Origin of the sequence: Brevibacillus sp. BD137, from assembly GCF_041644655.1 — a bacterium.
Classification (GTDB): domain Bacteria; phylum Bacillota; class Bacilli; order Brevibacillales; family Brevibacillaceae; genus Brevibacillus; species Brevibacillus brevis_D.
In genome coordinates, this window is record NZ_JAOTNO010000020.1 from 1 (window position 1) to 14188 (window position 14188).

Here is a 14188-nt window from a genome sequence, read left to right on the forward strand (position 1 = left end):
TCATTCCTGAATCCCTCCTACGACTTCTTTGTTTACAATCGTTACAGGGATGTTTGACTAGGTTTGAAAGGATGTCTCCCATACATGAGACAGCGGCAGTCTGGGACGAGAATATAAAGTCCTAGACTGCCACGGATCATTACATCTCACCTGGTGTTCTCTGCCCGATGGGGGGGATATGCCGAAGCTTGATCACAGTGAGTATGGCGATAGCGATCATGAGCCCGCCGCTAACGCCCACAACAGCATGCATGCTGTCGGTAAATGCTATCTGGGCGCCATGAAGAAGTGTTGAACCAATAGGTTCGGGTAAAGCTTTAGCTGCCGTGACTGCTCCAGCGAGACTTTCGCGGGAGGCTGCGGATGTTAACATCGTAACATCTCCCGGTATGAAGCTGGCAATTTGAGTGCGGTACACGTATGTTCCGATGCTGCCTAATACAGCAATACCCAGTGCGAATGCGAATTCACCGCTTGTTTGCAGCAAGGACGCCGCCGAACCTGCTTTTGCAGGCGGGGCTGAGCCGATAATGATATCGCTGGACAAGCTCGCAAACGGGGCGGCTCCTACATGAAAAAAGATATAACCGACGATCAGGGTAGAGAGCCCGGATCCCGCCTCTACTTGGGACAGTAAAATACAACCAGTCGCCGAGACGACAAGGCCTGCCCCGATAAGGAGCGACGGACGGACCCATCGAGCGATGATCGGTGACAACAACATGCCTGCCATCGACGCAACCACTCCCGGGAGCATGCACATCGCTGCCGCAAGCGGCGATAGTCCTTCCACGAATTGAAGATGCTGTGCGATGAAGAACATGGAAGCACCTGTCAAAGTGATGCCGAACAAGCCGCCCAGTGCTGTGCTGAAGGCGGGGTTTGCGAATAGGCGCAAATCCATTAGCGGACTGTCCAACCGTTGCTGCCGTCTTACGAATAACGTCCCGAAAACAACGCCAGCCACGATGGCAATGAGCGGCAAGATATGTAGACCTTGCTTAGCGATTTCCTTTAGGCCGTATATTGTCGGTAGAATGGTGCACATCGACAGCATGACGCTAGTCATATCCAAATGACCAGGTGCGGGATCCCGATATTCGGGTAGAAGATGGGTTGCAGTCAACAACAGTAGTGCCATGACTGGAACGCCGAGTAGAAAAATCGAACCCCATGAAAAATGCTCCAGCATCATCCCGCCGACTACTGGGCCAAGCGCCATGCCTCCCATGGAGCACATGAACCATATGCCTATGGCGAGGGAACGCTGCTTATGATCGCGGAACATATTGCTGATCAATGCCAGGGACGAAGGCGATACCGTTGCCCCGGCTAAGCCAAGCAGCGCCCGTGCTGCAATCAGCATCCCGGAGGTGCTAGAGTAAGCAGCCAACACCGAAGCCAAACCGAATGCCCCTGCTCCGAACATCAGCAGCTTACGGCGTCCGAGCCGATCTCCGAGCGAGCCCATCGTGATCAGAAACCCCGAGAGCATGAAGCCGTATATGTCCATGATCCAGAGCTGTTCTGTACTGTCAGCGCCGATAGAGACACTTATGTGAGGAAGTGCGAGAATCATGACCGACAAATCTATCGAAACGAGCAGTGCAGGCAAGGAAAGCACGGCAAGTCCAATCCATTCGTTCAAACCGGCCCGGTGACTCGATTCAAGCGCAGCAGCCTTCATTGGGCGTCGAGAACCTCTCCGAGCCGATCCAACATCACCTTTGTTCCGTGCTCACGCTGTTCAGGCGTATCGAGACCATCCAGAAAAACGCCCTGCTCGGTATAGATCAAGCGCGTGCCGCCGTCTACGGAATCGAATTCCACCGTCGTCACGGAGACAGACATCCGCTTGTCTTCCATGTCCAGCGTGTAAGAGTATACAATTCGCGTATTCTGAACGATTTCCTGATAGCAGGCATCGAATGTGTAAACGGGTCCCCCAGGCGGACCACCACGATTGAATTCGCGTCCGCCGACGCGGAAGTCGTATTCTTCAGCTTTAGGAAACCAACTGGCTTTGGCTGCTTGACCCGCCCATGCAGCGAATACACGAGCAGGGGAATGCTTATAGTTCCTTTCAATGACAAATGTGGAATGCTTGGCTGATCGTTCACTCACAGTCGAAACCTCCTTATCCGGGTTCTTCCGGATGCTCATCTAAATATTCACCAAGTCGGTCGAGGTGGCGATCCATACTCGATTTTCTCTCGGCGAAAAATTTCTCATGCTTCATTCTCATCGTTCGTATGATGTTCATGAAATGCTCAGCGGTAAACGGTTCGTTCCTTTGCATCCGACTCGAAACATTCTCAAGCTCATGCAAGAGTTTCTGCTGCATGCGGATACTTTCTTTCAGGCTGTCTATTTGAATGGAAACAATGTCTGACAGGCTGAGCTGGTCTCCGGCCATAACGGCTTTAATCTGCTCCAGTGATAGCCCCAACTCCTTTAAGGACAAAATTTGCTGTAGGCGTGAAATGTCCTTTTCGGTGTAGAGTCTGTATCCGGATGGCGAGTAGCCGGATGGCGAAAACAAGCCTATCTGATCGTAAAAACGTAAAGTCCGTATTGTAATTCCCGCCATTTTCGCAAGTTCTCCGACTTTCCAATGACTTTTCATGATCAGCCCCTTTCTTGATCGCTAGCGTTTCACCGGTAACTTCACTATAAACCGTTACGTTACGTAATGGTCAAGAAGCCATATGAATTTTTTTCCAGAAGGAACGTGAGGCCTGCCTGCTAGCGTTTCATAACCCTGAGAGTCTAAAACTTTATGATCTCGAAAAATTTCTAAGCCCCTTCTTCCTGCTTTTTTGTTTACAATGGATAACAGATTGTTGAATTGGTTTGAAAGGATGTCGTACATGAGTAAAACAGTTGTACTGGCAGAAAAGCCTTCGGTTGGACGAGACATTGCCAAAGTATTGCAGTGTCACAAAAAAGGAAACGGCTTTTTTGAGGGAGATAAATACATTGTAACGTGGGCGCTCGGGCATTTGGTTACTCTCGCTGATCCTGAAGCGTACGGGCAGCAATTCAGCTCGTGGCGAATCGAGGATTTGCCGATTATGCCGTCCCCATTGCGCTTGGTCGTGATCAAGGAAAGCAACAGGCAATTCCAGGTCGTCAAACAACAATTGAGACGCAATGATGTCGGGCAGATCGTCATTGCGACGGATGCAGGACGTGAAGGAGAGCTCGTAGCCCGGTGGATTCTCGAGCTGGTTCACGTGAATAAACCAATCAAGCGTCTGTGGATTTCCTCGGTGACAGATAAGGCGATCCGTGAGGGCTTCCGCAATCTGAAGGACGGCAAAAACTATGAAAACTTGTTTGCCTCCGCGGCTGCTCGTGCAGAAGCCGACTGGCTCGTTGGAATCAATGCTACCCGGGCCTTGACGTGCAAGCATAACGCCCAGCTTTCATGCGGTCGTGTCCAGACGCCAACACTCGCCATTGTGGCAACGCGAGAAGAGGAGATTCGTCGCTTTACGCCCAAGCCATTTTACGGATTGTCTGCGGTGGCCCAAGGTCCGATTCAGCTCCAATGGCAGGATCAGCAAACGAAGGATTTCAAAACCTTTTCGAAGGAAAAGGCTGATCAGCTAATAGCCGCTCTCAAACAGGAGAAAAATGCAGAAGTTATCGAGATTACTCGTGCGCACAAAAAGACGTATGCACCACAGCTGTACGATTTGACGGAGCTGCAACGGGATGCCAACCGGATGTTTGGCTATTCACCAAAGCAGACACTGTCCATCATGCAAGGGCTATATGAACATCACAAGGCAGTGACATACCCACGAACGGACTCTCGCTATCTCTCTGCTGATATCGTCGAGACGCTGCCGGATCGAATCAAGGCTGTCCAAATGAAGCCATACGCGCCCCTCGCCGCCAGAATCCTGCGTGCGCCGATCAAAGCGAACAAATCGTTCGTGGATGACAGCAAAGTATCCGACCACCATGCGATTATCCCGACGGAGCAAGCTGTTTTTCTCGGTGATTTGAGCGATAAGGAGCGCAAGATTTTCGACCTCATCGTGAAGCGTTTCCTGGCCGTTTTGCTACCTGCCTTCGAATACGAGCAAACGACCATCCAAGCAAAAATCGGGAATGAAACATTCCTGGCAAAAGGAAAAACCGTGCTCTCCCAAGGCTGGAGAGAGGCGTACGACCACGATGTAGAAGAAGACGATGCGAAGGACGGCGTAAAGGAACAAAGCCTTCCTTCTCTTGCCAAAGGAGATCGCTTGCAAATCCAGTCGATTTCCCAGACCAAGGGCGAGACGAAGCCGCCAGAGCCATTTACAGAAGCGAGTCTGCTATCTGCGATGGAAAACCCGGCGAAATACATGGCAAACGAGAGCAAGGATTTGATCAAAACAATTGGGGAAACAGGCGGGCTTGGTACGGTAGCAACCCGCGCGGATGTGATTGAGAAGCTGTTCAACAGCTTTTTGCTAGAGAAGCGCGGCAAGCATATTTTTGTCACCGCAAAAGCAAAGCAATTGCTAGAGCTTGTCCCGGATGAAATGCAATCGCCGACCTTGACCGCCCAATGGGAGCAAAAGCTCGGTGCCATCGCCAAGGGAAGCTTGAACAAGCGAGCGTTTATCGAAGAGATGAAAACGTACGCCAAAGAAGTTGTCCAGCAGATCAAGAACAGCGATCAGACTTTCCGGCACGACAACCTGACCAGAAGCAGATGCCCGGAGTGCAATAAGTTTTTGCTGGAGGTAAACGGAAAGCGCGGCAAAATGCAGGTGTGCCAGGACCGGGAATGCGGCTATCGCAAAAGCATTGCCAAGCAAACCAATGCCAGATGTCCAAAATGCCACAAAAGATTGGAGCTGCGCGGAGAAGGGGAAGGACAAACCTTTGTCTGCGGTTGTGGGCACAAGGAAAAACTGAAGACCTTCCAGGAGCGTCGCGACAAGGAAAAGGGCAGCAAGGTTTCGAAGAAAGAAGTAGCCAAGTATTTGAAGGGGCAGGACAAGGAGCCGGACGAAGGTATCAACTCAGCGTTGAAAGACGCACTGTCCAAATTAAAGTTCGACTAAATAGGCATGAAACAAAAGGCGGCCGACCATTCAAGTCAGCCGCCTCCTTCTGTTTACTTTTTCTCCAGAATAGCAAAGTAATTTTCTTCATCGTCTGCGAAGTTAAAGACACGGCCCGAAGGCATCGTGACAATGTCTCCAACCTTCACATTTTTATTCATAAGGTTGTTACGCAATTCCTCGATATTTTCCGAAAAGAACAGGAGCGAAGGAGTGCCAAGATTCATTCCGGGCGACATTTTCGCTACGAATTCCTTATTGTGCAGAACGATGCTTGTTTCAACACCTTGTGCGGGAGCAATTTCAATCCATCTCATTTCACCGTTCTTCTCTTCTGAAACCACACGAAACCCTAGTTTTTCGGTCCAAAAGTTCACTGCTTGATCCTGGTTATTGACATACAACATGATTTGACCGACTTTGCTAATCATCATAGACATGTTCCACTCCCTACATGGTAGTTTATAACCCGATGCTCCTAATCCTTTCCATCGCGACAGTATCTGATACCCGATGCCAACGGACTAGTCTAGCTTGTCTTCATCATAGCATGAATAATCAGACAGGATTTCTTTTCAATTGCGCATTGTAGAAAAAGGAATTGCATTTCGTAAAAGAGGAGCATATACTCACAATTAAAAGTGAGTAATCACTCGCTAATCTAAAAAGCTCATCTCCAGTTTGATTCTGTGACTTGTTTTTTTACTCATAAAAGAAAGTGATTACTCACTCTATTACGTAGGTAGGGGGAAGCGTTTATGAAACCAGTTGTTCGTTCCATTTGTATCGGAGGACTCTTACTGGCTTTGTCAGGCTGCAATTGGACAGCGGAAAATCATTCGTCTCTGTCTGGCACAATCGAGGCCAACGAGCTACCGATCGTAGCTGAAGTAGGCGGATTGGTGACAAACGTTACGGCAGAAGAGGGAGATACAGTAAAAAAAGGACAAGTGCTGGCCCAAATCGATAAACGAAGCTACCAAATGACTGTGGCAGAAGCACAGGCAGCATTGGACCAAGCGACAGCCAAACTAGAAGAGGCGAGAGCGGGTTCACGCGACACAACAATCCAAAGAAGCATGGCCAACGTCCAGCAGGCAAATGCGAATATCCAACTGGCCCAAGCGAGAAAAAATCAGGCAGAAGCAGGAAAAGCACGTGCTGCTGAGCAGATGACGCAGGCAGAATCGCAATGGCAGGGGGCGCAGCAGACCCTGTTGTATCAACAAAAACGACTCGAGGAAGCAACAGCGCTCTTCGAAAAAGGAGCGATCTCTGCCAAAGACCTCGACACGCAAAAAGAAGCAGTGAATCAGGCAAAAACGCAGGCAGATCAATGGGCGGCACAAGTAGCGCAGACACAGGCACAGTACCATTCTGCACAAGAAGACATCGCCGCTACTGTGGCCCAAATCGGTACAGCACAAGCCGCGCAAGCCGCAGCGCAGGCAGATCTCGACCAGGTGAAGGAAGGAAGTACTGATTACGCGATTCGGGCACTGCTCGCCGCCCAGGAGCAGGCGAAAGCGAAACTGGATCAAGCCTTATTGCAGTTGGAAAAGTCCAAGATTACGGCAACCGACGACGGTACTCTCTTGCGCTCCTCTATCGAACAGGGGGAAGTAGCAAAAACAGGAGCCACCTTGTTTACGATGATGAAGTCAGATCAGCTTGAGCTCGTCGTGTACATCCCGGAAGCACAATTGAATCGGGTGAAAAAAGGGCAAGAGGTTGGCATCAAGGTGGATGCCTATCCAGAAGAAACGTTTACAGGAACGATCAGTCGCATCTCGGAAAAAGCAGAATTCACGCCGAAGAATGTACAAACACCTGATGAACGCACCAAGCTTGTGTTCGCTGTTACGATACACATCACAGATGGACTCGACAAAATCAAACCAGGTATGCCTGCCGATGTGCTGCTGGCAGACGAGGAGAGAGGACAATGAACGCCGCTATCCAATGCGAGCAGTTGACGAAGCGTTTTGGAGATCGAGTAGCAGTGAACAGCTTGACGCTGACAGTTCCGCGAGGTTCGATTTACGGTTTTTTGGGTCCGAATGGCTCAGGGAAATCGACCACAATCCGGATGCTTTGTGGTTTGCTAACCCCGACGACGGGAAAGGGGACGGTTCTTGGCTTCGATGTCATGACACAGAGCGAGGAAATTAAGCAGCGGATCGGGTATATGTCGCAAAAGTTCAGCCTGTATGAAGATTTGACAGTGGAAGAGAATCTCGATTTTTATGCCGGGGTTTACCGATTAGGTGCAGCAGAACGCAAGGAGCGGAAAGCGGAACTGATTGAGATGGCAGGCCTGACAGGCAGGGAAAAGCAGCTTGCGGGTTCGCTGTCAGGGGGATGGAAGCAACGTCTTGCGCTCTCCTGCGCTCTTTTGCACAAGCCGGAGCTGTTGATTTTGGACGAACCGACAGCAGGAGTCGATCCTGTTTCCCGCCGGATTTTTTGGGACGTGATTCATGAGCTGGCAAGACAGGGGATCACCGTGCTGGTAACTACACACTACATGGATGAGGCGCAGACTTGCGATTGGATCGGCTTTATCTTTTTCGGCAATTTGTTGGCGGAAGGCACTCCACAAGCGTTGATCGATCGTATGGGAGTAGGCAATCTAGAGGATGTCTTCATCGATCTGGTTAGGCGGGAGGAAGCCAGACAGGCGGCGGAGGAGGGAGTCAGATGAGGCATTTTGTCTGGGAGCGTTACTGGTCTGTCGTGAAAAAGGAAGTCATCCAAATCAAACGGGATCGTCCCAGTCTAGCGATTGCGCTGGTCATGCCGCTGATGCTGTTGTTTTTGTTCGGATATGCTGTCAATACAGACGTGAATGACATCCAGATGGCCGTCTGGAATCAAAGCCCTTCTGCTGCCAGTCGAGAGCTGGTAGATCAGTTCGTCCATACGCATGTATTCGAGGTGGCAGCCCAGGTAAGTAGCTACAAGGAGATCGAAGCCATGCTAGACGATGGCTCCGTAAATGTCGCGCTCATTATCGGACCTGACTACACCCGCAAGCGTGATCGCAACGAACCGGTAGACGTGCAAATGCTCATTAATGGCTCCGATCCGAATATCGCCCGCACTGCGACCTCTCAAGCGCAGTTGATCGTCCAGCACAAAGCGATCACGTTGCAGGAAATGAAGCTGCAAAAACAAGGCTTGGGGGAGCTGGAACAGCCACTCGGCTTGGATACACGCGTGCTGTTTAACCCCAATATGGAGAGTATCGTCTTCAATATTCCCGGCTTGATCGGCTTGATTATGCAAAACGTCACGATGATTCTGACGGCGTTTTCCCTCGTACGAGAGAAGGAGCGGGGAACGATGGAACAGTTAATCGTGACGCCGATACGCCCATTGGAGCTGATGCTCGGCAAAATTACCCCCTATGTAGGTGTAGGTCTCTTCTCGTTTTGTCTGGTGCTATTGGTTGGAACGTATTGGTTCGGAGTCCCGGTCAAAGGCAGCATTTCGCTTTTGGTGACTTTGTCTGTCTTGTTTTTGGTGACGACGCTTCTCTTGGGCATTTTCATTTCTACGGTGGCAAAGACCCAGCTTCAAGCGATGCAAATGGCATTCGCCTTTATCCTGCCTAGCGTGCTTCTCTCCGGCTTTATGTTCCCGCGCGATTCGATGCCGCTCGTGATACAATGGGTAGGCGGGCTCGTCCCGTTGACCTATTTTCTGGAAATCCTGCGGGGAATTTTCTTAAAGGGCGTGGGCATCGATGCGCTCTGGAAGGATGTCGTCGGAATGAGCAGCTTTTGTCTCTTGATCCTGACCGTCGCTATCCTGCGATTCCGCAAGAAGATCGAATAAGAGGAGCGTAATGGGTGATGAACAAGCCGCCAACATTTGTAGAAGGCCTGTTGCAATATGTAGAAGAGTTGAAAGATGAGAGTGAGATGACGGAGAAGCAGCGCAATATTTTGCGTGCATCAGTGAAGCTGTTCGCTGAAAAAGGCTTCCATGCCAGCTCCACCTCTGAAATTGCCAAAGAAGCAGGAGTGGCAGAGGGAACGATTTTTCGCCACTATAAATCGAAAAAGGATATTTTACTTGCCGTCGTTGCACCTGTATTGGTCAAATTCGCGGCGCCGTTTATCTTGAAAGATGTCCGTGAGATCTTCAAAGAGCAGAATCATAAAACATTCTCTCAAATCGTGACAGAGCTGTACCGAAACCGGATCGATCTGGTGCTGGCGAATGAAAAGCATATTCGGATTTTGCTGCAAGAAGCTTTTTTCCATGACGAAATCAGGGAAGCACTGATCGCTACCGTTTTCACGGGTGTGAAGGAGATGGCAAACAAGCTGATCGAAGCAAAGGTAGAGGTCGGCGAATTGCGTCCGCTCCCGACACAGGCTGTCTTTCGGGCGATCCTGTCCTCGATGATCGGGCTCGTTTTGTTCCGGCAAGTTTTAGATACCGATGAATTTACGCAGTTCAGCGACGACGAGCAAATCGCCCTGACCGTAGATATTTTGCTTAATGGGATTGGAAATCACTCTATCTAAAAATTTTTATCGATAAGTGAACATTTTTCTCTCTATTTGGGTATAGAAATCCCTTCTGGGAATGGTATAATTGCAAACAACTTTTTGCTGTTTTTTGGAGGAGAGTAAACCATGCAATTGTTATCAGAGAGAGAATGGCTCGCGTATCGAGAGAAAAACAAAGATCGTGCGCGCATGCTGATTTCTTGCCCGGATCGCGCGGGTATCGTCGCGGCGGTGTCGAACTTCTTGTTCCAACAAGGAGCCAACATCGTTCAGTCTGACCAGTACACGACCGATCCGGAAACAGGCCGGTTCTTTATGCGCATTGAATTCGATCTCATCAATCTGGACGAGCGCTGCGAAGAGATTAAGCAAGCATTCAGCCCAGTAGCCGAGAGCTTTGGCATGGAATGGTCGCTGGTCGAAGCGAACAAGCGCAAAAAGGTTGCGTTGTTTGTTTCCAAAGAGGATCACTGTCTTTTGGAGCTCTTGTGGCGCTGGAAGTCCGGGGAGCTGTTCGCGGATATCGCGGTTGTCGTCAGCAACCATCCTGACATGCAGGAGACTGTCGAGTCCTTCGGTATTCCGTATCGTTGCATTCCAGTCACGAAGGATAACAAGCCGCAGGCAGAAGAAGAGCAGATTGCAGCAGCAGAGGGCGTCGATCTGATCGTGCTGGCTCGCTACATGCAGATTTTGTCCCCGCGCTTTTTGGAGGACTACGCGATGCGGATTATCAATATCCACCATTCCTTCCTCCCAGCCTTTGTCGGAGCGAAGCCTTACGAGCAGGCGTATCGTCGCGGCGTGAAGCTGATTGGAGCGACTGCGCATTACGTCACGGAAGAGCTGGACGCAGGACCGATTATCGAGCAAGACGTTCAACGTGTATCGCATCAGGAAGACGTCGAGACACTGAAGCAGCTGGGACGTCAGGTAGAGCGTACGGTGCTGGCACGTGCAGTTCGTTGGCATCTGGAGGATCGGGTGCTGGTGTACGGTAACAAGACGATTGTGTTCCCATAAGCATTGCGCATAAGAAGAGGCCTTCCTTTTTGAGGAAAAGCCTCTTTTTTTGCATTTTTTTCCACAAGAAGAGATTTTCCATTTTTTGATTCGTCATAGTAGGTGTACGACAAAAAGGCAAAAGCTGCGCAGCAACCTTTTTGGCTGGAGGGGAGCAACCACATGGAGGACGACAAAGAGATTATCGAGCAGGTGCTTCAAGGCAACAAAGAAGCATACGAGCAGATCATTCTCAAATATCAGGGTAGAGTACTTTCTCTGATTCATAAAATGCTTGGTTATCCGCAAGAGAAGCAGGATAACGTTCAAGAGATATTTATGAAGGCTTATTACCATTTACCTCAGTATAAGCCGCAACACAAATTCTCGTCCTGGCTCTATCGCATCACAGCGAATCACTGTCTGGACGAGATTCGCAGAAGAAAGCGAACGCCCTATGTCGGGGAAATGGATTTTGACGTGAGTGATCCTGCTACGCCAGAAACGGTCTATTTGGAAAAAGAGCAAAAGACGATTCTTCAGCAGAGGATGAAGAGCTTGGAGAGAAACTACCGGGTTGTTCTCGAAATGCGTTATCTCCAGTCCCTCACCTATGAAGAGATTGGAAAATCATTGGGCATACCGCTCAGTACTGTGCGAACACGTATTGCTCATGGGAAAAAGAAGCTTCGGGCGATCCTTCAGCAATCGGGTAAAGGAGGGAAATAGTATCTATGGGATGTCTGAAAACGAAACAACTCATTGATTATTTGGAAAATCATCTGTCCAGTGTTGAGCGGGAAGAATTCGAAGCGCATCTGGAGAAGTGCCTTCACTGCCACGAGGCGTTAGACAGTTTTGTTGAAGATGTTTATCGCATGGAAGTAGCTACGAAAGAAGAGCTACAGAAGGAGCGGATAGCCGGAAAAATCATAGAGAAGCTACCTGATTATCCCCTTGGCATCCTGAAGCTGAGACCTCTGGAAGAAGCCCAGCTACAAATGGGATGGAAGAGAAGGGGGAACAATCTGATGAAAAAATCAGCATTGGCCGTAGCGAGTATCACCGCTGTAGTAGCGATGGGGATAGCGATATTACCGTTGTTTGCTACGTATGTGAGCGGTCTGTATGCACATCAACTTGCAAATGAAAGCAAAGCTACGAGTCAAGGTATCTTTTCCACCATCAAAGGTTTGGACGCAGGTGTGAAGCAAGCGGCCAACAATGGATTTCTCCAACCGCTTAGTTTGTCTGCTATAGATCAGGGAATAACACTGGAAATCAAAGAAGTTTTGGCCGATCCATTGCGGATCATGATTGCTGGGGTAGCGAAGGATAAAGAAGGGAAGTATCTCAAGGAAAAAATGCAAACTTGGGAAGGCGAAATCACATTGAAGGACAAAGGTGGTGAAATATTGAAACCTTTTTATTCGACAGATATTGAGGGAGATTTACCAGCAAAGCAAGGGGGTTCCATACCGGAAAAATTAAATTGGTATACAAAAAGCCTTAATAATTACCAAATTTTTCAACGGGAGTTAAACAACTTTTTCAACGAAGATCATCCACTGCCGGATGAAATTATCGTAGAATATAACGTTACCGAGATTAAGTGTCGTGAGAACGGAAAGCTAACCAGAACAATCAAAGGAAACTGGAACTTTGAAATTCCTGTTGATATGAAAAAAGCAAAAAAAGCCACGGAAACTGTCCATATCGATCAGCAATATAGCAGCCCGCAGGGGACTGTTTTTGCTATCAAAGAAATGAAGTTCGCACCGAGTGGAACTGTACTTGTCACAGAGACAAACATCAAAGGCGGCAGCGATCGGGATATGTACAGCTTCCAGATTCTTGACGAAAAAGGAGCTGTTGTCGCAAGTTGGGAAGATGTGAGAGGGAAATATCCTGATGGCAATAACGGGTATACATTCGGAAAGAACGTCATAGCATTCGCGAGTGTCGTTCAATACAACACAAAAGACAAAACAACTTTCTTTTCGGTTTTCTCCCCCCTTGATCCAAATAAAAAATATACGTTGAAGCTTGGTGAAATCAACAAGTTGGAGAAAGCAAATTTTAAAACGCCAAAGCTCACTCTTGCAAGTCTAGTAGAGAAACCGGTAACAGTAGATCAAAATGGGAGTATCATTACGTTTGGTAACGCGGAGTTGAAGAAGGATAAATATGGGGATGAGGAGATCGTGATAGACATCAAGGGTATGCTAGGAAAAGATATTGTAGAGGTTGAAGGCTGGGAAGCTGAAGACGAGCATGGAACAGAACGGAGTATAGATTACATTGGGGAAAAAAGTAAGGATGAAAATGGGTATGTCGTATTGAAGGGCAAACTTTCTATGGATACTGCCGAATTTAAAATAAAACCTGGAAAATCAGTAGCAGCACCTCCGGACAAGGAAATCAAGGAACTGACGATTCAATACCTCTATCAGCGAAAAATTCAGCCTGATGTTAGCTGGGAAGTACCTTTACAAGCGAAAAAGTAAGAATGGGATTGTTGTAGAAAAGGGCGCGTCTCAATAGCCGAAATAATGGCTATGCGAACGCCCTTTTTCATATATTCTCCCCTACACTTACGAAGAGCTTTCACGCTTCACCATCTCCAGAAACTGAGCAACAACAGGCCGCTGGTCTGTCTCATCGTCACGCGTGCAGACATACAAGGGACGCTTGACCTCTACCCCTGGCACAGTTACACACCCGACCTCCCCACGCTCTACCATATCCCTAACGGCCAGAGCAGGAGCCAGCATCGTCCCATAACCCGCGCGAACGGATTGGATAGATTCGACCAGACCGTGATACTGCATACCGACCTGTGGACGTTTTACACCATGCTCGCGACAGAGGGCAAAAAGCCAATCGCGGGTAGAACTACCTTGCTCGCGTAGCAAAAACGGTTCCTCCACGAGCTGCTCCATACGGATCTCTTTTCCTGCAAGCGGATGATAGGCAGGCAAAATAAACCAATAGGGCACATCCGTCAAATGTATTCGCGTAATAGGCAGCTCATCCCACGATTCCTTGATAATAACAGCCACATCGACCTCACAGCTAAGAAGCAGTTCAATGGATTGCATGGAATTACGCGTGCGAATTTCCACATCGACTCCTTCATATTCGCGCTTGTACTGAGCCAGCCACTGTGGCACGAGATAATGGGAGGGGAGATAGGTAGAGGCAATTCTTAGTCGTCCTTTCTTCCCTTGTTTGATTTCTGTCAGCTGTGATTCGATTTCGCGTTCCCAGTCGTAAATGCGGCGTGCTTTTTCAAAAAGAAAACGCCCCTCATAGGTGAGAGAAATGCCGCGACCATCCGGGATGAGCAAGGTCATGTCCAATTCATTTTCGAGCTTGCGGATTTGGGCACTTACGGCAGGCTGGCTGATCGAGAGGGCGAATGCTGCTTCGGTGACACTGCCTCGTGACGCGACTTCTACGAAAATGCGGAGAGCATGTAAGTTCATCCTGTACCTCGATTCATAACTTTTGTTTATGAGTGATAGAGAAAGATGTATTAGAAATGATAAGTGATTGCACGTAAGGTATAACTCAGAAAGACGTAAAAACGGA

Annotated in this window: 13 protein-coding genes; 8 read left to right on the forward strand and 5 right to left on the reverse strand. The window is 48.9% G+C overall.

The window, feature by feature from the left end; genetic code table 11:
• Positions 1-139: 139 nt before the first annotated feature.
• Genes ODZ53_RS27235 through ODZ53_RS27245 form a run of 3 tightly spaced genes read right to left on the reverse strand, consistent with a single transcriptional unit; the run spans position 140 to position 2626 of the window.
• Positions 140-1687 carry an MFS transporter gene (locus tag ODZ53_RS27235; RefSeq protein ID WP_372681375.1) on the reverse strand — a complete coding sequence of 516 codons (1548 nt, stop codon included), beginning with the start codon at positions 1685-1687 and terminating at the stop codon, positions 140-142.
• A complete protein-coding gene (locus ODZ53_RS27240) occupies positions 1684-2124 on the reverse strand; it encodes an SRPBCC family protein (RefSeq protein ID WP_372681377.1) in 441 nt (146 codons plus the stop codon). Before ODZ53_RS27240 ends, ODZ53_RS27235 begins: the two co-directional genes overlap by 4 nt.
• A 13-nt stretch (positions 2125-2137) precedes the next feature.
• Positions 2138-2626: a MerR family transcriptional regulator gene (locus tag ODZ53_RS27245; protein ID WP_372681379.1), complete on the reverse strand. Its 489-nt coding sequence runs from the start codon at positions 2624-2626 to the stop codon at positions 2138-2140.
• Positions 2627-2870: 244 nt separating this feature from the next.
• Here ODZ53_RS27245 and ODZ53_RS27250 point away from each other — a divergent pair, with 244 nt between their 5' ends.
• A complete protein-coding gene (locus ODZ53_RS27250) occupies positions 2871-5069 on the forward strand; it encodes a DNA topoisomerase III (protein ID WP_372681381.1) in 2199 nt (732 codons plus the stop codon).
• A 53-nt stretch (positions 5070-5122) separates the two neighbouring features.
• On the opposite strand, the gene ODZ53_RS27255 is transcribed toward ODZ53_RS27250, so the two are convergent.
• Entirely contained in the window at positions 5123-5500 is a 378-nt protein-coding gene (locus ODZ53_RS27255) for a VOC family protein (protein WP_199927371.1), read from the reverse strand.
• Between the two features lie 327 nt (positions 5501-5827).
• On the opposite strand from ODZ53_RS27255, the gene ODZ53_RS27260 reads away from it, so the two are divergent.
• The 7 genes from ODZ53_RS27260 (at position 5828) to ODZ53_RS27290 (ending at position 13101) form a co-directional block, all read left to right on the forward strand.
• Complete coding sequence (locus ODZ53_RS27260; protein ID WP_372681383.1) at positions 5828-7018, forward strand: HlyD family secretion protein; 1191 nt, start codon at positions 5828-5830, stop codon at positions 7016-7018.
• Positions 7015-7773 carry an ABC transporter ATP-binding protein gene (locus tag ODZ53_RS27265; protein WP_188066028.1) on the forward strand — a complete coding sequence of 253 codons (759 nt, stop codon included), beginning with the start codon at positions 7015-7017 and terminating at the stop codon, positions 7771-7773. The genes ODZ53_RS27260 and ODZ53_RS27265 overlap by 4 nt, the downstream gene beginning before the upstream one ends.
• Positions 7770-8909, forward strand: coding sequence for an ABC transporter permease (locus ODZ53_RS27270; RefSeq protein WP_064201574.1), 1140 nt, complete (start codon positions 7770-7772; stop codon positions 8907-8909). The genes ODZ53_RS27265 and ODZ53_RS27270 overlap by 4 nt, the downstream gene beginning before the upstream one ends.
• 17 nt (positions 8910-8926) lie before the next feature.
• The gene (locus tag ODZ53_RS27275; RefSeq protein WP_016742878.1) at positions 8927-9607 is read left to right on the forward strand and encodes a TetR/AcrR family transcriptional regulator; all 681 of its coding nucleotides are present in this window, start codon (positions 8927-8929) and stop codon (positions 9605-9607) included.
• A gap of 111 nt (positions 9608-9718) precedes the next feature.
• Positions 9719-10615, forward strand: a complete 897-nt coding sequence (purU, locus tag ODZ53_RS27280; RefSeq protein WP_015893190.1) for a formyltetrahydrofolate deformylase — start codon at positions 9719-9721, stop codon at positions 10613-10615.
• Between the two features lie 162 nt (positions 10616-10777).
• Entirely contained in the window at positions 10778-11323 is a 546-nt protein-coding gene (locus ODZ53_RS27285) for an RNA polymerase sigma factor (protein WP_372681385.1), read from the forward strand.
• A gap of 5 nt (positions 11324-11328) precedes the next feature.
• Positions 11329-13101, forward strand: a complete 1773-nt coding sequence (locus ODZ53_RS27290) for a DUF4179 domain-containing protein (protein ID WP_372681387.1) — start codon at positions 11329-11331, stop codon at positions 13099-13101.
• Positions 13102-13188: 87 nt separating this feature from the next.
• Here the strand turns inward: ODZ53_RS27290 and ODZ53_RS27295 are convergent, their stop codons facing one another.
• Complete coding sequence (locus ODZ53_RS27295; protein ID WP_372681389.1) at positions 13189-14082, reverse strand: LysR family transcriptional regulator; 894 nt, start codon at positions 14080-14082, stop codon at positions 13189-13191.
• Positions 14083-14188 lie beyond the last annotated feature (106 nt).

Coding starts and splice junctions, on each gene's coding strand:
- ODZ53_RS27235 (WP_372681375.1), bottom strand. CDS start 1,687: ATGAAGGCTGCTGCGCTTGAATCGAGTCACCGGGCCGGTTTGAACGAA.
- ODZ53_RS27245 (WP_372681379.1), bottom strand. CDS start 2,626: ATGAAAAGTCATTGGAAAGTCGGAGAACTTGCGAAAATGGCGGGAATT.
- ODZ53_RS27250 (WP_372681381.1), top strand. CDS start 2,871: ATGAGTAAAACAGTTGTACTGGCAGAAAAGCCTTCGGTTGGACGAGAC.
- ODZ53_RS27255 (WP_199927371.1), bottom strand. CDS start 5,500: ATGATTAGCAAAGTCGGTCAAATCATGTTGTATGTCAATAACCAGGAT.
- ODZ53_RS27260 (WP_372681383.1), top strand. CDS start 5,828: ATGAAACCAGTTGTTCGTTCCATTTGTATCGGAGGACTCTTACTGGCT.
- ODZ53_RS27265 (WP_188066028.1), top strand. CDS start 7,015: ATGAACGCCGCTATCCAATGCGAGCAGTTGACGAAGCGTTTTGGAGAT.
- ODZ53_RS27270 (WP_064201574.1), top strand. CDS start 7,770: ATGAGGCATTTTGTCTGGGAGCGTTACTGGTCTGTCGTGAAAAAGGAA.
- ODZ53_RS27275 (WP_016742878.1), top strand. CDS start 8,927: ATGAACAAGCCGCCAACATTTGTAGAAGGCCTGTTGCAATATGTAGAA.
- purU (WP_015893190.1), top strand. CDS start 9,719: ATGCAATTGTTATCAGAGAGAGAATGGCTCGCGTATCGAGAGAAAAAC.
- ODZ53_RS27285 (WP_372681385.1), top strand. CDS start 10,778: ATGGAGGACGACAAAGAGATTATCGAGCAGGTGCTTCAAGGCAACAAA.
- ODZ53_RS27290 (WP_372681387.1), top strand. CDS start 11,329: ATGGGATGTCTGAAAACGAAACAACTCATTGATTATTTGGAAAATCAT.
- ODZ53_RS27295 (WP_372681389.1), bottom strand. CDS start 14,082: ATGAACTTACATGCTCTCCGCATTTTCGTAGAAGTCGCGTCACGAGGC.